16 protein-coding genes and 1 tRNA gene are annotated in these 18,801 nt (G+C 43.8%); 6 read left to right on the top strand and 11 right to left on the bottom strand.

Annotated features, from left to right (window positions below; all coding sequences use genetic code 11):
* Positions 1-27 precede the first annotated feature (27 nt).
* The 7 genes from F6K49_RS18500 to F6K49_RS18530 all read right to left on the bottom strand — a co-directional run bounded on the left by F6K49_RS18500 (position 28) and on the right by F6K49_RS18530 (position 9,281).
* Entirely contained in the window at positions 28-360 is a 333-nt protein-coding gene (locus F6K49_RS18500) for a hypothetical protein (RefSeq protein ID WP_293038913.1), read from the bottom strand.
* Positions 361-850: 490 nt separating this feature from the next.
* The gene (locus F6K49_RS18505) at positions 851-1,102 is read right to left on the bottom strand and encodes a hypothetical protein (protein WP_293098930.1); all 252 of its coding nucleotides are present in this window, start codon (positions 1,100-1,102) and stop codon (positions 851-853) included.
* Positions 1,103-1,471: 369 nt separating this feature from the next.
* On the bottom strand, positions 1,472-1,906 hold the full coding sequence (locus F6K49_RS18510) for a HetP family heterocyst commitment protein (protein WP_293024713.1): 435 nt from the start codon (positions 1,904-1,906) through the stop codon (positions 1,472-1,474).
* A 169-nt stretch (positions 1,907-2,075) separates the two neighbouring features.
* Positions 2,076-3,680 (bottom strand): HlyD family efflux transporter periplasmic adaptor subunit, encoded by a 1,605-nt coding sequence (locus F6K49_RS18515; protein WP_293098937.1) that lies wholly within the window; start codon positions 3,678-3,680, stop codon positions 2,076-2,078.
* Positions 3,681-4,477: 797 nt separating this feature from the next.
* On the bottom strand, positions 4,478-7,705 hold the full coding sequence (locus F6K49_RS18520; RefSeq protein WP_293098943.1) for a peptide cleavage/export ABC transporter: 3,228 nt from the start codon (positions 7,703-7,705) through the stop codon (positions 4,478-4,480).
* A gap of 446 nt (positions 7,706-8,151) precedes the next feature.
* Positions 8,152-8,457, bottom strand: coding sequence for a HetP family heterocyst commitment protein (locus tag F6K49_RS18525; RefSeq protein WP_293024719.1), 306 nt, complete (start codon positions 8,455-8,457; stop codon positions 8,152-8,154).
* 293 nt (positions 8,458-8,750) lie between these two features.
* On the bottom strand, positions 8,751-9,281 hold the full coding sequence (locus F6K49_RS18530; protein WP_293098948.1) for a hypothetical protein: 531 nt from the start codon (positions 9,279-9,281) through the stop codon (positions 8,751-8,753).
* Positions 9,282-10,420: 1,139 nt separating this feature from the next.
* Here F6K49_RS18530 and F6K49_RS18535 point away from each other — a divergent pair.
* Together F6K49_RS18535 and F6K49_RS18540 are read left to right on the top strand one after the other, a co-directional pair.
* Complete coding sequence (locus F6K49_RS18535; protein WP_293038901.1) at positions 10,421-10,888, top strand: phosphate-starvation-inducible PsiE family protein; 468 nt, start codon at positions 10,421-10,423, stop codon at positions 10,886-10,888.
* Positions 10,889-10,908: 20 nt separating this feature from the next.
* Positions 10,909-11,373 carry a nitrate reductase associated protein gene (locus F6K49_RS18540; protein WP_293038899.1) on the top strand — a complete coding sequence of 155 codons (465 nt, stop codon included), beginning with the start codon at positions 10,909-10,911 and terminating at the stop codon, positions 11,371-11,373.
* Positions 11,374-11,456: 83 nt separating this feature from the next.
* On the opposite strand, the gene F6K49_RS18545 is transcribed toward F6K49_RS18540, so the two are convergent.
* Together F6K49_RS18545 and F6K49_RS18550 are read right to left on the bottom strand one after the other, a co-directional pair.
* Positions 11,457-12,839, bottom strand: coding sequence for a CBS domain-containing protein (locus tag F6K49_RS18545; protein WP_293098952.1), 1,383 nt, complete (start codon positions 12,837-12,839; stop codon positions 11,457-11,459).
* 582 nt (positions 12,840-13,421) lie between these two features.
* Complete coding sequence (locus F6K49_RS18550; protein ID WP_075895665.1) at positions 13,422-13,787, bottom strand: recombinase family protein; 366 nt, start codon at positions 13,785-13,787, stop codon at positions 13,422-13,424.
* 210 nt (positions 13,788-13,997) lie between these two features.
* On the opposite strand from F6K49_RS18550, the gene trxA reads away from it, so the two are divergent.
* Complete coding sequence (gene trxA / locus F6K49_RS18555; protein ID WP_075895667.1) at positions 13,998-14,318, top strand: thioredoxin; 321 nt, start codon at positions 13,998-14,000, stop codon at positions 14,316-14,318.
* A 101-nt stretch (positions 14,319-14,419) separates the two neighbouring features.
* The gene (locus tag F6K49_RS53450) at positions 14,420-14,746 is read left to right on the top strand and encodes a hypothetical protein (protein ID WP_365940302.1); all 327 of its coding nucleotides are present in this window, start codon (positions 14,420-14,422) and stop codon (positions 14,744-14,746) included.
* A gap of 121 nt (positions 14,747-14,867) precedes the next feature.
* On the opposite strand, the gene F6K49_RS18565 is transcribed toward F6K49_RS53450, so the two are convergent.
* Positions 14,868-16,742, bottom strand: coding sequence for a protein kinase (locus F6K49_RS18565; protein WP_293098958.1), 1,875 nt, complete (start codon positions 16,740-16,742; stop codon positions 14,868-14,870).
* A 497-nt stretch (positions 16,743-17,239) separates the two neighbouring features.
* Here F6K49_RS18565 and F6K49_RS18570 point away from each other — a divergent pair, with 497 nt between their 5' ends.
* Together F6K49_RS18570 and F6K49_RS18575 are read left to right on the top strand one after the other, a co-directional pair.
* The gene (locus F6K49_RS18570; protein WP_293098965.1) at positions 17,240-18,157 is read left to right on the top strand and encodes a TIGR04168 family protein; all 918 of its coding nucleotides are present in this window, start codon (positions 17,240-17,242) and stop codon (positions 18,155-18,157) included.
* Between the two features lie 68 nt (positions 18,158-18,225).
* Positions 18,226-18,310, top strand: a tRNA-Ser gene (locus F6K49_RS18575).
* A gap of 216 nt (positions 18,311-18,526) precedes the next feature.
* Here the strand turns inward: F6K49_RS18575 and F6K49_RS18580 are convergent.
* A partial coding sequence (locus tag F6K49_RS18580; protein ID WP_293098969.1) for a ferritin-like domain-containing protein occupies positions 18,527-18,801 on the bottom strand: 275 nt, incomplete at its 5' end.

Consider the following 18,801-nt stretch of genomic DNA (forward strand, 5'->3'; position numbering starts at 1 on the left):
TAATCAGAAACTTTTCGTGATTAATTACTAACGGCTGATACCAGAGAAGCCAAGACCTACAGACTTGGAACCAGTTACTCCACCTTGCTCAATAGTGATGAAGACGCTTTCTTGCTTAGTAGCAACGTTATTACCTTGATCGCTAGAACCTTCAGATGTAGTACCACCTGAAGCGGTAATACCATTAATGTCTACGCTAGAAGTAATGCTGGTATTGAAAACTTCAGTTTCGGTGATGGTGCTGGTGGTGTTGAAAACGCTGGTGACATTGTTGTTGAATGTGATTCCAGCAATAGTAGTACCACCTTGAACTTGGCTAGCATCAACGGATTCTAGATGGTTTAGATCAGAAATAAGCATTGATTTTCTCCTTCTTTGTTGTTGATTTTATTTCTGTGGAGCAGCTTTGTTTTAGCTGTTGATATAACTATATCCATATTCCCCTAGGCATGTCTCGCCAATTTGGCTTCAAGCTTTTCTTTTTTGAAAATCACTGGATTTACTAAAAGGATGTAGTCAGCAGTAACCAATTCTGGATTATTTCAAAGATATTGGTAATATTTATGGGGTTTTAGTCAAGTAAATTATTATGAACAAACTTGTCATTATATCTAATATAAAAAAAAATGAACGCCACTTTGACTTGAGATTGATGCTTGACTCCTCCCACAACTAAAGAGTGACTAGTAACCGATTCTGAATTAGTTCAAAGAGATGGGTAATGTTGATGAGGTTTTATTGAAGTAAATTATTAGTAATGAGCGGGTTATTATATCTAATCTAATTAAAAAAATGAACGCCACTTTGGCTTGATATTGATGGTTGAATCATCCCACAACTAAAGTAGGTGCTAAAGTCCGTGGGATGTTGAGTCATTAGTTAATAGCAAAGGGAACAGCGGAGCAGGGAACAGGGAGCAGGGAGCAGGGAGCAGGGAGTGTGGGAAGTGTGAGGAGAGGGGGCGTGTGGGGCGTGTGGGAAGTGTGGGGAGATGGGGAGATGGGGAGATTAAATTAATAATGTGTAGCCCTGTGAGGGCTAAGAATTGGTATAACCTGAGTTCGATATAAGCGATCGCTTGACGAAAGAGTAAGAAATACAAGGGTTGGGCAACTAGGGTAGATTAAGGCTTTCAGGGTTACGTCGAACTTAGGTTAACTAGGGATTAGCCACGCTTAAACCCCTTAGATTAGGCCCGCTTAACCATTAACCGTGCCACCTAGCCCTAACCCTCAAAACTAAATTGACAAAGTACTAGGGCTGTTTTTACTAGGGCTATTTTTACTAGGGCTATCTTTCCTAGGGCTGTTTCATACCGGTCTGTGATCAGATCAAAAAACGCCTCGTCCATCAACACGGACAAGGCAGTTCTTAATGAATTAGTTTGACCACAGGCTTAGTCTGATCCGGTGTAGTGCTAAGCAGTAGTGGTAATGACAAGGAGCATGGGTAGGAAAATGATTACACCTGCTCACCACAGGGAAACCAAACAGTCTCGCCGTAAATAATCCGCTAATTTCTTGAGCATGGATTCCTCTTCTTCCAGTTCAGCGATCAACTGCTGTTCTTGATCCCCACCGTGGACCTGTGAGGTTTTATTGCCAAGCTTCTCTACATAAGCCAGATCTTTGATCTGGCTCAAACGCTTCCGTGCATTCAAGGCTTTAGTGCCATTGTTAATCATACTAGCTTGCTTCTGTAAGATCATATCCCGGTTTTGTTTGAGCAAGCGGCTGTAGGTTCTAGAAGGCATGTAGTCTAGGGGGTTATGGCCCGCAAAGCGTAGCATCAACACACAAGCCCAAGAATACTTGCCATCAAGGATGGCTTCCTCGATCTCGCTAAACTTATCGGTATCCATCACTTTGTCGAGCTTGGTATTGGCAGAAGGAATACGATAGGTCATGGTTATTTCTGATCCTGTAAGTCTAAAGGTCAATAGTTTATAAGGTCGGGTGCAGTTAACTTGCAGATTTCAAGGAATTACTAGCAAGTTGACTACTAAGAATTAACGGTCAACTGTTAACCGTCAACGGAAAACGATCAGTCAGTGATGAAAATGAGACAACAGAGCACTATAGATCGATGCCACTTTTTTGCAGCTGTCGCATCGGATCCAATAAGAAATCGATAATCCGACGGCGGCGGATGATGATGTCAGCATTGGCGGTCTGACCAGCCTTAAACCGGATGATTTCATCATCTTCAATCACATAGTCACGGTCAAGGGACACTTTCACCTTATAGACTGAACCCATTACTTGATCAGCTTTAGCATCGGAAGAAATGGAAATCACCTTGCCTTTGATGATGCCGTAATCCTGATAGGGATAGGCATCAAATTTCACTTGCACCGGCATTCCTTCGTTAATAAACCCTGCCTCGCGAGTAGGCAAACTTGCCGATAGCACTAGGGGGGCACCTTGAGGAGCGATTTCGGCGATGCTATGTCCTGGTTGCACGACTTGACCAGTATTAGAAATGTTGAGGGAAGATATTATCCCATCCACTGGCGCTTTAAGAAACTTCTGTTTGAGCCTGGTTTTAGCAGTAGTAACTAGGGTTTCATTTTCAGAAATTCTAGCTTTGATTTGGGTCAGTTCCACTTCCAACTGTTGAATTTTCTGCTGTGCTTCTAGGCGAGTGGTGCGTCCCGTTGCTTGCCGATGCTCTAATTCTGCCTCTAGTCGTTTGATCTCTGCTAAAGTTTGTTGTAGCTCACCTTGGCTTTGACTAGTCGCCGCTTCGCGATCGCGTATACTTTGCTGAGCTTGAAAGATTTGTTCGCGAGTACTCAAACCCTCTTGCAGTTTGCTTTCGGTAACAGCACTTTGGCTAGCACGAAAGCTTTGTTCTGCTTGAAATACCTGTTCTTTGGAGATTGCTCCTTCTGCCAACAGAGGCTTAAGATTATCGAGTCGTTCTTTAAGAGCCACTACATTAGCCCGCCGTTGCTGGAGCAGTTCTTGGGCTGTCGCCTGCACCAGCTTCATCCGTTGTAATCGTTCGCGATTAGCGGCTTTAGCTAACTGATGTTGAATGATTTGTTGTCTAATTGCCGATGCACTAGCTTGTGCTCGTGCGATCGCAGCTTGTTGTGCTTGAACTTCTGCTTGGGTAATCTGCTCACGAGTTTCTGCTTCCAGACGGGTTCTTTCAAGCAGTCCTTGCATCTGAACTAACTTAATCCGGTCGGCATTAAGCACTTTCTCTAAACGCTCTACTTCCTGAGTAGCAAGCTCTGTATCCAGTTCCACCAAGACTTCCCCAGCTTTAACCGCTTGCCCTTCTTTGACCTTAATACTAGCAATCTTCCCTGGCTCAATCGGGTCAACTTTATAAACGTCCCCTTTTGGCACTAAGCTTCCATGAGCTTTACCGACTTCATCAATCTGCCCAAACGTTGCCCAAGCCACAAATATCGTACAGAAGCTTAACCCACCCAACATCAGCAGCCGGGGAAGGTTCGCCGGAGGCTGGTCAAGGGTAGTTTGTATGGAGGTTGACCATTTGGACGTACTAGGAGCATTGGCAGTATTGGTTCCTACCTCTGTGCTGGGTGAGGCTACAGGCTCTTGGTCATAATCAGGTCTCAGGCGACCTGATGGCATTAAAACGACGTTACCCTGACGACTCGTAGCCGCCTCAGGTGGGGAGTTGATTGGTTTTGCTTGTGTCATGGTGGTAGATCACGCTAAATTAACATTTTAGGGAAATGACCAATGTTTTGGGAAAGTCAGCGGCCAATTCTCTTGCTGCCCTTAGCTTCGCGGGGCGAGTTTGGCATTGTTGGGCAGACCGAAATCCTTGGCATTACCTGACTCTACTTGGCCCTTTTTCAGATAGCTTCAATGCACCCCAAGATCAGAACTTAAACCCTTCCCCTTTAAGTAGCCGTCGGTCGGTCAAACCGCTTGGCTGAGCACGCTGTGAGGTGTGGACTTGAGCAACCTAACCCCTAGGGTTAGGCTCTCCAAGTTACCTCCGTCTCACCTTTGGTGGGGTAAATGGGAATCAATTAAACAAAGGAATGGAATTAAACAATCCTGTGAGTGTGCGTCATGGGGGATTCTCAGGGGATTCTAAACGGTTGCGCTTGAGATGGGTGTGGAGCCATATCTGAACACGTTTTTCTCCCCTTCTATTCACACAGGGCTTTTCCACTTTTCTGATAAAAGATCAATTTCATCTGAGTATGTTGCTAAATTGGCAGATTTTTGTTTTTTTTTTACAAAGCTTGACATAGCGATAGCTAGCTTCAAATTTCATTTGTCCTTAGTCATTAGTCCTTTTAACATCACTGTGTTGCCAAATTGGCAAATTTTTACATAGTTTGATATAGTCATAAGTAGCTTCAAATTTTATTAGTCATTAGTCCTTTGTGACTAACCAGGGTCTGTTGGTATTTACAAATGACTAATGACTAAATAACTAATAACTAATAACTCATGACTAATGAGCACTTGTTAACGATATATTAAAGATCTAGCTGCTGCTGCGCTAGATGATAGTAAAGACCTTGACGATCCATGAGTTCCTCATGGTTGCCTTTCTCGACCAGAACACCTCGGTCTAGGACAAGGATGCAGTCAGCATTGCGCACTGTAGAGAGGCGGTGGGCGATGATGAAGGTAGTGCGATCGCGACTAATGCGAGCTAAGTTTTGTTGAAAGCGGCGCTCGGATTCTGTATCTAGGGAGCTAGTCGCTTCATCCAGAATCAGAATCTTGGGGTTGCCCAATAGGGCTCGGGCTATGGCAATCCTTTGTCGCTGTCCACCAGAAAGGGTAGATCCTCGCTCTCCGACTTTAGTATTATATCCCAAAGTCATACCTTGAATAAAGGCATGGGCTTCTGCTAGTTTAGCTACCTCTACGGCTTGATCCAGGCTGAAATCTGGTCGGTAGAGAGTGATATTTTCGACAATTGTCCCCGAGAACAAGAAACATTCTTGGGGTACCACACCCATTTGAGAGCGCAAGGATTGGGGAGAAATATGGCGGATATCGTGTCCATCTATCAAAATACGACCATTAGTCGGATGATAGAGACCTTGGAGTAGCTTCACCAAGGTACTCTTGCCCGAGCCACTGCGCCCCACTAGAGCTATGGTTTCTCCAGCCTTAACGTGTAGGGAAATATTCTGTAGGATATTGCGATCCTCATCCTCCGAGTATCGGAAGGTAACATCTTCCAATATTACATCACCCTTAATCTCAGGTAGAACCAGCATCGGTTCTTGAGGATTCTCCTCTGGCTTAGCAGATAAGACATCATTCAGCCGTTCTACAGACACCAAGATTTCTTGAAACTCATCCCAAAGATTCACTAGAGCCAAAATTGGACCAGTCACTCGGCCAATGAGCATATTAAACGCGACATACTGACCGATAGTGAGCTGCTCACTAATTACTAAGCTAGCGCCAAACCAAAGTAAAGCGGTGCTGCTGAGAGTATTAATTAGAGAACTAATTGACCCCAACCCGTTCGCTAGGTTTCTACCTTTAAATTGTACATTCAACTGATTGGTGAGGCGATCTTCCCAGCGCCAGCGCACTTCTTGTTCCGAAGCCGCCGTTTTTACAGTAGCAACTCCTGACATCATTTCCACTAACATAGAATTTTGTTGGGCTGCTTCTTTAAAGATTTCCCTGGACACCTGACGTAGAAAGGGACTGGCGATCACAGTCAAGATGGCGATGGGTAAAATCGTTGCCAGCACCAGGACAGTTAGACGCCAATTGTAGTAGAGCATCAGTCCAATATAGACAAACACCATCACCACATCTAGCCAAGTAGCAATCGCTTGCTGAGTTATAAAACCCTGAATTTTTCCAGTTTCCTGAATTCGGGTCAGGATATCCCCCACCTGGCGGGATTCAAAAAACTTCAGAGGTAAGGTCAGGGTATGGTTTATGAACCCACTGACGAAGGTGAGACTAAGCCGATTAGAAAAGTAGTCGAGTAAGTAGCGTCTGGTTATACTAACCCCAATCGTCCAAATGCCAAAGATGATTAGACCAATGGAGAAGACATTGAGAGTGACCAGGCTTCTGTTGACAATCACCCGGTCAAGAATGATCTGGGTAAATAGGGGACTAATCAGACCAAAAACCTGAAGGATGAGGGTAGCGAGGATAATTTGCAGCAGAACTGAGCGATGGGGCCATAGCAACCCCCAAAACGGCCCTAGAGAGCGTTTGTCGCTGGGAGTAACTGCTAGTTGGGGAGTTGGATCCAATAGCATGGCATACCCAGTCCAACCTTGGAGAAAGTCTTTGCGAGGAAGCGATCGCTTCCCCACTGCTGGATCTGCAACAAGTACCTTATTACCCTTTACCTGGTAGACAACAATATAGTGATCTCCTTCCCAGTGAGCAATCCAAGGATTACTCCGATCCGCTAAGCGACCTAAAGAAGCCCTGACTGGACTAGCTTGAAAGCCTAAACTTTCTGCTGCTTTAGATAAACCTTTGAGGGATGAACCAGAACGGCCCACTCCTGCCAGTTCCCGCAGGGAGTTGAGAGCAAACCGTTTACCCCAATACTGCCCAATCATGGCTAAGCAGGCAGCACCACAATCCGAGGAAGCTTGCTGCTCAATAAAAGGATAGCGCTGCCAAAACCTTAGGAATTTCCAACCCTGCTTTGCTGGTTTAGGAAAATCAAAGCTTTCTGACTGACTCGGTTCAAGGGGCGTTTGTTGCTTAGGAGGTTCTAAAACTCGCCGAGTCGGTCGTGCTCTAGTCTGGTTTGGATGTGGTGACGGAGTATGGGTCTTGTTAACTAGGCGTTGATGGGATGGAGATTTACCGTCACCATTTTTAGCAGTTTGCCTGTTCTCCTGATCTGGTGACTCGGTGGAGTTAGCCAAAACTGGTGCGATCGCGCAAGCCGCTTGCCAATGCTCTTGAGGCAGCTGGTAAAGCAATACATCAGTTTGGGCAATCCAATCTGTTGGTACTGGCATCGGATATCCCCAACTTTCTCCGATGCTAGGAAATGGAGCAGAGGAATTTGCCTCTGTTCCTTCTGGCGTTCCCATTTGACCACTACGTAGCCAGCAATGCCCAGCTTGGGAAGAGGACACCAGAGACTCCCCAGCCTCAATGCGTCTTTCTACGATGTAGGGCAACAGTTGATTTAGGGTAACAGCGTTAAGGGTACGCAATTTGGTCAAAGTCTTGAAGAAAATTAGGCATTGCCGGTGCTGGGCTTGTTTCCCCAGGATTTCCGACCACTTTGGCAACCTTTCCAACCAAGGCAAGAGTTGATTTAGCGAAATACGAGCAACTTGTCCTGAACTCGCTGCGATCGCTCTGTAAGGATAGGATAGACTACCTAAGAGATCATAGGCACCAAAGGTTTCCCCTTCTTCGAGTACCTGTATGGAAACCTCCCGCTGTTTTTCAGCATCAAAGCCTAGTAGTCGTACCCGCCCCTGACAAACTAGGTAAAGATATTGGTGATCTTGTTCAATCTCAACAGAATCTTGGGATAGCTCTGGTTTAGTATAGGCAAGGATTTTCTCCCCTAGCTGGAAGTGATCAAGGTCAAATGATTGACTAAATTCATAGTTGAGCTTTGGATCAACTGAGTCTAAGGTCAAGCTTTGAAGCACTACTGATAAATTGCTAGCAGGGTCTGAGTTGATGGCAGACGGTGGTAACCCATGCTCTGCCGAATCCCTGATTATATTCTTCATATGTTAAACATTGAAAATTGATTTTTAACAATTAACCATTTACAATTAACCATTTACAATTAACTACATTTAGTTAGCTAATAACTTAGGGTTTGTCAAGTCATTAACCGGCTCTTTACCAATAATTCACAAAAAATTCACCAAAACTTTAAGTAAACTTCATTTAAACTTTAAATTACCCCTATAGCATCTGGTGTAAAGTAAACCAAGACGGGTAGGGGGTAGGGAGATAGGAGGTCAAGTCTGAGTCAGATCATCAAGCCAATAGATGTCAGCTAGATGCAAGCAGATAGGGCGGTTGATGCGAGTGCAGTTCAACAGATTAAAAGGGAAGACGTTGACAAGTAGGCTCTGCATCAATCATCCATCAATAATCCATCCAACTGACCTAGGCAGGTGGGTTTTGTTCAGACTTGATGAATCTCCCAACTTTCCCGCTTAGCTGACTAGACCTTACTAACAACCTGTGATTGTGAGACAGGGGTTTTGCCAACTGGATGCTTACCAGCTTGACTATTTTCTTTGATTAACCGATTGTAGGTTCGGTAAGGGATGTAATGGAGGGGGTTGTAGCCAGAAAAACGCAGAACTAACACACAAGCCCAAGAATACTTGCCTGCGATGATAGCTTCTACGACCTGGTTAAGCTGCTCATTAGTCATGACTTGTTCAGAGCTCGTAGAGGTTGATGTTGGTTGAGATGTTCTACTAGTTGATGGTCTACTAGTTATTGAAAGCAATTTTTTGGCCATGGTAATCACCCAGAATTAACGACATCTTGTAATGGTCTATACCCAACTGGCAAAGGGAAGTTGCCAGTTCACCGGGGTAATAATTAAGCCTTGGAACAGGTTAAAGATTATTGCAATTGCGACCCATCTCTTACTATGGGGTTTTAGCTCATAGTTCTTGGTCTAAACATTGTATAAACACGCTTTGCATAAACACGCTTTGCATAAACACGCTTTGCTGCTACAAACTACCGTGGGGTACAATAACAAACTCTCAATCCAAGGATTAATCGGTGGCACATGTTGAGGCTCATTTACTCAACATATGCCACCGTGAACATTGGCCACAATGGATTCAACAACTGCTGGAGTAGAACAGAATTGAGTTTGAGATCAATTACCAACTTAAATACTTGCCAGTGGGGTGGGATTTTTCCAATCAGCCCCATATCAGTCCCTTGTAATGCGGGCAGAGCAGTGATTGCAGTTATGTCACAGAAGACTTTCAGGAGATTGAACATCCCTTGCAGTAAGCTGATTTCCCCCTTTTTGGCTCCCACCGATACTGATACGTTTGACGATAGCACATCATTCCGGAAATAGCTGCTATCCTGTTCAATGGCTTCAGTGCCAACACCCGTGTCGGAGGTGTCAGATGTAAGAGCCCTCAGCAATCTGTTCGAGATAGTTAACCCACAGCACTGCCAGCCATGGCTAGGGTCGTCAGTGGGATTTAAACCTACTGCTTTCAGGTTCAATTTGCTAAGCACCCCTGAAAAGCTCTTATTAAAAAGCTGGATTAGAGAACGCGGCGATGGCTTCCGCTTTCCTAATGGTATGTTCATGAGTATGTCGGATAATTTTTTCAAAGTTGATGCTGTTGTGACACCTAATGTTACACCTAATTTTTCACAATACCAGAGGCTTCCCTAAATAGACTAAGCGCAGATGTAGTGAAACATTGATCCTATTTCAGGCCCGTTACAACAACAAATACAAACCCTTATTAAATTCCTCTGTCTTTAGACAGAACACTTTTCTGTTGTCTGGAGTAAATCCCCAAACACCTAGACACCGAAACAGATGAGCACCTGAATTTACAAATCTTCTAGAGTTTTTATCTAGAGTTTCTGTGTGGCTAACTGCTGAGCTGAGCGCTTTAAGTATATCTACTCAGCCTTAGCTCCATAAAGGCGATAGCGTCTAGCCTGAAGTAGTTACAAGTTCTATTAAAAAAGCTGGCCGAGTGAGCTGAAACAATAAAATCACGCTTCTTGAGCATAGTTACCCTCTTTGATTATTTCAAAAAAGACAAATCCAAAATTGGATTAGTTTGGCTGTAAGGTTGATGAAGTTATATTTCACGCCGATGCTCTTGAACGTGAAACTTTGTTCATCTACAAAAGGAAATCTAGTAAATTCGAGGGGTGGTTGTCAAGCGAAAACTCACATTTATTTTAGACATTCACATTTTATTCATATTTTCTTCACAAAATGACCAAGATTACGCAAATTTCACAGAATCTTCACGTAATCTTGAGTAAACTGACAAGGAAATCTAGGAGCTAGATGTCACCCTACTCAACTTAAAGGGAAATTTCATGAAATCTTTACTATATCTTTACTAAAACTTGCTCCAGCCCCAATGTAAATTTTTGTGACAAATATCATGGTCAATCTGCCCCCTCTGTCCCCTCTTACGGTCTATTCTCCCTCTGGGGCTAGTGAACTAAGGGACTTCGTCAAGTGTAGTCGGCTCAGTGACCAATTACCATTTACCAATTACCGTCAATCATTGCATGAATCAGCAACGCCCTCCCTATTGCTGATCCTCTTGGCTTTATGACGTCATAGAGATTGCGATAGTTGAACATCGGAGGTGGCATCAGGGAAAGGCAATCACGACATTGACTGATCTGTTAGGTTAATACCCCGTGCAAGTGTTAAAATCAACCATCATCTGTCTTTTTACTAACCTATTTTTATGAGGCGGTTAAGACAACTCTTCCAAAAACTTAGAGATGCAGGCAAAGATGAGAATTTCTTATACGGGCTAAATCTGTTCGAGGGTTTTGTTTCCAAAGTTCTCTCTTTGGTGATGGTGGTGGTAATATTGGTGGCACTTAGTAGCCTAGTTATTTCACTAGTTAAAGAAATAACCAATCCAGAAGCAATAGTTTTGAGCAAAACACTTTTCAAAATATTTGGACTGTTTCTAAATATTCTCATTGCACTAGAAATTTTAGAGAATATCACCGCTTATCTGCGAAAACATGTTATTCAACTTGAGTTAGTTGTTGTTACGTCTTTAATTGCCGTTGCCCGTAAAATCATTATTCTTGACCTGAAAACCACTTCTGGAAGCCAGGTTATTGGATTAGCAATTGCCATTATATCTCTATCAATTAGTTACTGGATTATACGGAGTACTAGCACAAGAAAACATTATTAATGAATAAGTTTGAGAAGATTATGACTAATTTTTTCCAATTTGAAGCCGATTTTGTGGATTATTTACGCTGTATTCCTATGCAAGTGCGAATGAAATTAGACACTTGCGGCATCAAACTTAAACTGAGCCACTGGCATCAGTTTAATCAACAAGAGCGTCAGCAACTGGTAGAGTTACCCTGCACTACGACCGAGTCAATCCAAAAGTATGGAGACTATGTTCAACAGCTAGTTATCAACTATACAGGAAAACCGGCTTCTAATTTACCGGTTGATCCCCAAGCTCCCTGGATGAATTCTCAGGTAATTCCAGCTACCGTGGCGGAAAAAGCTATGGAATTTGGAGTCGTAGTAACTACTCAACAGTGGGCAGCACTAACTCCGATCCAACGTTTTGCCCTGATTAAACTGACGCGCCCTAGTCATGAAAACAAAAACTTTTTACCAGCACTCAAGGAATTCCAATTAGTTGTTGTTGACAGTTAACCTACCCGATAAGGGAAGCATCAGGGGAACACCCTTTAAAAAACTCAGAGCAAGTCAAATATGCCGATTAAATCTCGATTAGCTTAACTGCTAGAAGTACCTACCTGATCTACCACGACCTGATCCCGACAAGACTGGTTTTGGGCTTTCTGTATTAGCTCTCGCATTTGATCAACATTATCTAAGGCTGAATTAAGCTGGCTTTGACGTAATTCTGATGATAGGTTAGACTGGTTAAGTAGGTTTTCTAGAATAGCTTGAATAGTGTTGAGCAGGATACACAGTTGATAATCTTGACTGGTACCCAAGTTACTTTTGGGATAGTTTAAAGCCTCACACTGTTGGGAATGATTTAATCCTTGACCCTCTATCCGTTGTGACAAAATCACTGTTAGTTCTCTGTTTTGGTCTTTGTTGGGTGGCTCTGATTGATGATTAAAACTATCTCCTGATAAAGCGATCGCATTTTCTGGAACCTCCCCAGACTGCTCACCAGGGGTAATCGCTTTGTGGGATTTGTTAACGGATTCTTTGGCTGGGTCTAATTGCTCAACGGTTTGCTGCAATGTCTCCACAATGCCATACATTTCCATTGGGTCAAACACTCGCAGCAGGGTGGTTTGGGTGACAATACCGATTCCTTGACCCCAATTCCAAGACACCACCAATCGCCGCACACGACGCTTTTGCATTTCCTGATGAGCTGTCCATAGAGAATCTTCAGGACTCAGCAGAAATAGAGGTGTACTCATGACATCCTGAGCCTGGACTTTAGACAAATTCAGCTTCAGAGACTGAAATTGGACAATATCCCGCTCTGTGACAATCCCCACTGGCATACAGCTATCCTCTCCATGGTCGGAGGTAATCACCACACAACTAACTCGGTGCTTATTCATGAGTCGGGCTAAACTCAATACTGAGACAGTTGGAAGGGCATTAACCACCTGGGGGGTCATCACTTCTGATACCCGCCGTAACTTGAGCAGATTAGCTGGTCGCAATACCTGGCGAATTCGCTCTGGTGAGACAACACCCACGAGCTGACCGTGATCATCGACAATTGGTAAGTGGCGAATCCGATACCGACGAAATATGAATAAGGCGGCAAAGATATCCCGACAAGCAGTTTGAGGAAACGTAATCACAGGCTGTGCCATGACCTCAGCTACTGTTACCTCTTCAAAGTTAATTCCATTAGCTGTTAGCCGGACAATATCCCGCTCAGTAAAGATTCCCAGCAACTGGTCTGAGTGCATTATCAAAACGCAGCTAGACCGTGGCTCACGAATGCTGAGCTGGTCTGACGGTGAGTCGAAATTGGGCAATGAACAACTTTTGCCTCGCTCCTTACTCATCAAAGCAATTATGTCTATTAGGAGAGTATCAGGAGCAACGATCAAAGGCTGATGGTCAATTGCCTCTTCTAGGGTTGGGGCGCAGATAAGTCGGTCGTTGAGTTGCATAGTTAATTTGATGGGTGAACTTCCTTGACCTACGACCGCCGCCAACCGCTACAAACTATGGCGCTGGTGTCATGGCGCTGGTGTCTTTACTGAGACTGCTCAGTCAAGGATTTTTATTTTGTCTTGCCAGCGGTTGCGCGATGAAGCGAACGCGCCCCGCGTGGCCTACGGCCTCAGCTTCCGCGCTTGAGCGAACGCATATCCATGAACTGCTTAACCATCAAGACAAAACCCATAAAGATACTGGTAACCTTGGGTTTTGTAGAGGGATGTTACGGACAAATCCCACAAATCCAGAAATAATATGCACATAACTTGTATAAAGGTATATAATAAATAGATGTTACAGCAAAATAATCTTTAATCCTTATATGACATAGCTTTTGGCTTTCAGAGGTTGCCAGGGATACTGGGACTTTAACCATTTGGGCTTAGGGGCAAATAATTAGGCATTGCTGACCTAGCTTGGCAATTGTCCGATGGGATTGTCCGATGGGATTGTCCGATCAGGTACCCTGGCTTATCTAACGTTCTGTTTAAGGTATTCTAACTACTTTACCAGCTTGGAGCTTACTGATTTACTTACTGATTTAAGTTCCCTTGACTGGGTTTTTGAGGCAAAGTAGACACCCTAGGGGTTCTACCGTATAGCCGGTCTAAAACCCGCTTAACCGAGATCCGTTTCCACTGCTGACCACGCTTGGTTGTATAGCCATGCTGATTGAGCCAGTTAGCGATTTGTTGTAATGACTTGCCCGATTTATGGTGACGGCGAATTAACTCAATTACATGCTGTTCTTGGGGATCATCCACCAACTCACCATTTAGGGCCCGTTGACCGAAGGCCGGTGAACCATAACCTGCATAGCCACCCATAGTTGCCTTCGCTTGTCTACCTTGGTTTAGCCTTTCGATCAGGCTATCCCATTCCAATTTCTCAGCAGCCATAACTTAATGCATCAAGCAACTTCATAACAACCATGGTAAACCAAACTATAGCCTTAGCCATCCTGGTTATTACAGCTATTACAACCGATTAACCGCCCTTCTTTATTAAAGGAAGATAAAAGGGGTAACCATGTTGAGTGTTATTGACTTTTTACCCTTTACCGTTGACTATTAGTTTGTGGTAGTTTTTCAAAATTTAAGGAATATATCATGAGTACAGTTGCTTACATCAAAGACAGTGAATTTAAGTCAGTTTTAACCTCTGAAGTTCCAGTCGTCGTTGATTTTACAGCCCCTTGGTGTGGGCCATGTCGTAAAATTGCTCCTTTAATGGATAAACTGGCTGAAGACTACAAAGATCGGGTTAAGGTCGTAAAAATCGATATTGATGCCGACAAAGCTACTGCCAAAAATTACAGTATTCGTAGTATTCCTGCTGTGCTGATTTTTAAGGGCGGTGAGGTGGTAGAAACTATTGTAGGAATTGCTCCCTATGATAAATTTACTGCCGCACTTGAACAGCAACTTTAGGTTTAATTAAAAACATAAAAATTAAAAAAAATTTCTGAATTATGAGTTTAATTATGACTTATTTCCTTCAAGCAATGACATCTAAATGAGGAGAATCGGCAATGGAGACAACTCAATCAGTCCGATGTCCCAACTGTGGTAATATGGCTCAACGTCACTACTTAATCGGTTCTCAAGCATCACATTATGCTTGTGCTGGAGACCAGGTCACCAAAACTGAATGCCCAGGTTGTGACTATTTAATGGTAATCTGTTCTGTGAGCGGTAATGTGATTGAAGCTTACGCACCAGGTAGACAAGTTATGGCTAATTCGGACAAATTTACCGAAGTAGTGCAGGGAGAAAGTCCTGCTCTTATAGAAGTAGGGATTAATCGCCGCAACAGGTTAGTGGCTAGTAGAAAATATCAATTAACTACTGTAGGGTAAAACAGGTAAGCTATCAGCTAATAGCTGATAGCTTATGGCAAAAGGGGACTGGGCTCTATATTTTTTATATGATTTCAATAATAGACAGTTGAAAGGCACAACAGCTGAAAGGCACAACAGCTTATCGAGTATACTGCTGAATTTTGGCTTGAGCTCTGGGATAGGCGGAGGTACCTTCAGGAATCTGTCTCAAATAATCCAAAGCCTTAGTGTAGTTGTTCAAAACAGCTTGATTATCAGCCATCTTTAATAGATAGTTAGCCCTAATTTCCTGCTTAGCGGTATAGTCAACAATTTTTTCCTGAGCCTTCGGATAGGCATCGGTATGTTTAGGAATTTTTTTCAAATATACCAATGCACCGGTAAAGTCTTGCTGAGCGGCTCGATTGTAAGCCTGCTGAAGAAGAAAGTTCGCTTTGATGTTTCGCTTTTGAGTGTACTCCGGAATTTTTTGTTGAATTGTAGCGTAGGCTTTTGTTCCTTTTGGGATTTGTTTAAATGTGTTGAGTGCACCAGTAAAGTCTCTATCGATAGCCTGGTTGTAAGCTTGCTCTAGTAACTGGTAAGCTTCCTGCTCAAGATTGGCTTGAGCTTGGCTGACCATAGGTTCTATTTGCTGTTGCCAGAAGACAATATTAGGAATCTGGCTAGCCTGCTCAACTACCTCTAACCACTTCTGTTGGTCAAAGGCGGTTTTGATCAGGGGGAATAGGGCTTTGGCATCTTGCCAATCCTTTTGCCACTGAGCGATCGCATTTTGAGCATCCTGATACTCTTCACTATCTTCCGGAATCGATTTTACCAGGTTCAGTGCTGCTTCTAAATCTCCTTCCTGGTACTTTTGCTCAGCCTGTGCTAGCTTAGTTTCTGCCTGGTTGGGAGTCTTGAGTAAAAAGTAGCCTCCAGCTACGACTAGTAAGGCTAGATATGTGGAAACTCCGATTGCGGTGAGATTAAGTCCACCAGCCCTTCTTTTAGGAATAGTAGGCACATAGGGAAAATCAGTTTCCTCTGTTTCCTCTGTTTCCTCTGTTTCCTCTGTTTGAAGAGTCTCTGGTTCAATTGGTTCAAGCAGAGTATCGTCAGTTTTTTCTTTGTAGGGGTTTGGGGATGTTGGTGGTGCTGGGGACATTGGTAAGTTTATAGATGGTTTAGAACTACTTAAGGAATGGAGTGCCTCCAAAACCTGATCAGCAGACTGGTAACGGTCTTTGAAGTAATAGCGCACCATCTGCTGAATAATGGCAGCGAAATCTTTAGTGACTGTGGCGTAGTCCTGCCAAAGGGCTTCTCCGGTTAATGGGTCTTCTTCTAGCTGTATGGGTTTGAGTCCTGTGAGTGCCTCAATGCCAATCATCCCTACAGCATATAGGTCACTACAGGGACGAGGTTTACCCAGAACCTGCTCTGTTGGTATATACCCGAATGCGCCCAAGGCCGCTATGGCACTAAATTGAACACCAACTAATGGTGTGCGCACCTGCTTAATACCGCTAAAGTCAGTTAAAACTAATTTGCTATCCTCTGATCGTCTGATTAGATTGTCTGGCTTGATATCACCATGAATCACCCCTTGGCGATGGACAAATGCCAAAATCTCTAAAACCTCTTGTAGCAGATTGATTACTCTGCTTTCACTCCAGGGTTGATTGAGTTCCTCACTCAGGGGTCGTCCAGGGATGAAATCTTGAACTATGTAGAAGCTATGGTCAATTTCTAGACAATCTAAAATTTGGGCAACTTGGTCATGCTGACAGATAATCTCCAAAATTTTAGTTTCACGATGAAATATATCTTTTGCAGCTTGCCAGGAGTCAGGGTCATCAGTAACAGGACGGAATTGTCTAACAATACATTCGGGATTTCTGGGTCGGTAAGTGTCTAGCGCAATACAAGTTTGACCCCAGCTCAAACGGTTAAGGATTTCAATAACTTGATAACGTCCATTGATTAACTGTTCTGGTCCTGCTCCTGGGCTAAACGCTAATCTAGACATACGCTTTTTACTAACCGCTTACGTTGATGTTTGCTGTAAAAGTGTTGATAGTGCTTCCATCGCAAGGAGAGCAATAGGCCGAAGGTGGCTAAGAATGGAAGAATGGAAGAATGGAAGAATAAAGTATTTCTGATCTCCGTGATCTGAGCTATCTCCCGTATCTGCCCGTCAGACTAGATACTATTGAGCACATTAAAAAGCCCTAGGGGGGGACACAGAGTAGAGACGGTAGCATTAGCCAATAGTTTCAGATCGGCCATCACGAATGCCTCAGATCCGTTAGACACTCCTCAAGAAAAGTCACACTTAATGTATTATTCAGGCATCAGCTACTCGATCCGGATGGTCAGAAACAAGCTCTGTGCAAAGGGCTGATGGGATAATGGATTAATGGGATAATGGGATAATGGGGTGATATATAGTATTATTTTTTCGATTTCATATTACTGTTGGCCTTTTTGCCTTTATGCTGGAGAAGGGGCGATAGTAAGACAAGCATGACGATTCATCAAAAACAATCAATCCAAATTGCTGTTGTTGGAGACATTCATCAACTGTGGGAAGCGGAAGATGCTATAGCTCTTGAGCAGTTGGGTGTGGATCTGGTCTTATTTGTCGGGGATTTCGGCAATGAGGCGGTGGATATAGTCCAGATGATTGCTGCTATTGACCTACCCAAGGCAGTGATTATGGGAAACCATGATGCTTGGTATACTGCCTCGGAATGGGGAAGGAAAAAGTCTCCTTATGACCATGAAGTAGAAGATAGGGTACAGCAACAGTTGGACTTACTGGGGTCAACCCATGTGGGTTATGGTTACCTTGACTTCCCAGATTTGAATCTCTCTGTAGTTGGTGCTCGCCCTTACAGTTGGGGTGGGCAAACTTGGCGCAATAAGAAGTTTTACAGGGAACAGTATGGAATTAATAGCTTTTCTGAATCAGTTGAGCGCATTCTAGCAGCAGTCCGTAGTGCGGCTTACGAAACGGTAATCTTAATCGGTCATAATGGTCCGACGGGACTAGGTGATCAAGCAGAAGCTCCCTGTGGTAAAGACTGGTATCCTGCTGGTGGTGATCATGGGGACCCGGATTTGGAAGATGCGATCGCAAAAACCTATTCCTTGGGTAAAAACATTCCCTTAGTCACCTTTGGTCATATGCACCACATCCTAAAGCACACCAAAGACCGACTACGAACCATGATTGTTACTAGTCCGGAAGGGACTGTATATTTAAATGCAGCCAGTGTCCCTCGAATTATCGAAACCGATACAGACCGATTGCGGAATTTTTCGATAGTGTCTCTCAAAGGCGGTATAGTGGATCAAGTCTCCCTGGTCTGGGTGGGTAAGGATTACTCAGTGGTATCTGAAGAATTGCTTTACCAGGCTTCTGAAGCGTTGCTGGTATAAAACAAAGTTTTTAACTGGCTAGAAATAGTCGCCATCCGAGCCCACGGATTGTTAATATAGATTTGCCTGGAGAGGTGGCAGAGTGGTCGATTGCACTCGACTTGAAATCGAGCGAGCCGAAAGGCTCCGGGAGTTCGAATCTCCCCCTCTCCGTTTTATATTTTATATTTGTTAACAGTTGAGACTTGAGGGTTGACGGTCAACCCTCAAATTTTTTTTCTTGATGCAAAGGGCGAGTCAGAAAGTAGGTTTAAGTTCATGTAGGGTGGGCAGTGCATCAGACAGATAATGAAGCTTGCAAAGCACGTTGGTAGGCACTGCCCACCCTACGATTCATGACAATGGTGCAAGATCTCAGTTCACGTAGGTTTAGTTTGCTCCATTGCCCATAAATCCCATTACTAGGCTGTCCGGAGCCAGGAAATGACTCAAATGATAAGCTCGCTCTTCAGTCTTGAGCAAGATTTTCTCATAGAGATAGCGGGTGGCTCGATCACCTAGGCTTTCTGCTTGAGCGGCTTGACTGCGTACTAACTGAATGATTGACTGCTCAGCTGCTAAGTCATGCTCTACCATCTGGCGAGAGTTGTAAACTCCATCAGATTCAGGAGTGAAGCAGCACAATTCAGCTAATTTGGCAAAAC

It is taken from the genome of Moorena sp. SIO3I6, assembly GCF_010672095.1.

What these genes read in the sequence shown, in the direction of transcription:
- F6K49_RS18500 (WP_293038913.1), bottom strand. Translation starts at nt 360, where the DNA reads ATGCTTATTTCTGATCTAAACCATCTAGAATCCGTTGATGCTAGCCAA.
- F6K49_RS18510 (WP_293024713.1), bottom strand. Translation starts at nt 1,906, where the DNA reads ATGACCTATCGTATTCCTTCTGCCAATACCAAGCTCGACAAAGTGATG.
- F6K49_RS18515 (WP_293098937.1), bottom strand. Translation starts at nt 3,680, where the DNA reads ATGACACAAGCAAAACCAATCAACTCCCCACCTGAGGCGGCTACGAGT.
- F6K49_RS18520 (WP_293098943.1), bottom strand. Translation starts at nt 7,705, where the DNA reads ATGAAGAATATAATCAGGGATTCGGCAGAGCATGGGTTACCACCGTCT.
- F6K49_RS18525 (WP_293024719.1), bottom strand. Translation starts at nt 8,457, where the DNA reads ATGGCCAAAAAATTGCTTTCAATAACTAGTAGACCATCAACTAGTAGA.
- F6K49_RS18530 (WP_293098948.1), bottom strand. Translation starts at nt 9,281, where the DNA reads ATGAACATACCATTAGGAAAGCGGAAGCCATCGCCGCGTTCTCTAATC.
- F6K49_RS18535 (WP_293038901.1), top strand. Translation starts at nt 10,421, where the DNA reads ATGAGGCGGTTAAGACAACTCTTCCAAAAACTTAGAGATGCAGGCAAA.
- F6K49_RS18540 (WP_293038899.1), top strand. Translation starts at nt 10,909, where the DNA reads ATGACTAATTTTTTCCAATTTGAAGCCGATTTTGTGGATTATTTACGC.
- F6K49_RS18545 (WP_293098952.1), bottom strand. Translation starts at nt 12,839, where the DNA reads ATGCAACTCAACGACCGACTTATCTGCGCCCCAACCCTAGAAGAGGCA.
- F6K49_RS18550 (WP_075895665.1), bottom strand. Translation starts at nt 13,787, where the DNA reads ATGGCTGCTGAGAAATTGGAATGGGATAGCCTGATCGAAAGGCTAAAC.
- trxA (WP_075895667.1), top strand. Translation starts at nt 13,998, where the DNA reads ATGAGTACAGTTGCTTACATCAAAGACAGTGAATTTAAGTCAGTTTTA.
- F6K49_RS53450 (WP_365940302.1), top strand. Translation starts at nt 14,420, where the DNA reads ATGGAGACAACTCAATCAGTCCGATGTCCCAACTGTGGTAATATGGCT.
- F6K49_RS18565 (WP_293098958.1), bottom strand. Translation starts at nt 16,742, where the DNA reads ATGTCTAGATTAGCGTTTAGCCCAGGAGCAGGACCAGAACAGTTAATC.
- F6K49_RS18570 (WP_293098965.1), top strand. Translation starts at nt 17,240, where the DNA reads ATGACGATTCATCAAAAACAATCAATCCAAATTGCTGTTGTTGGAGAC.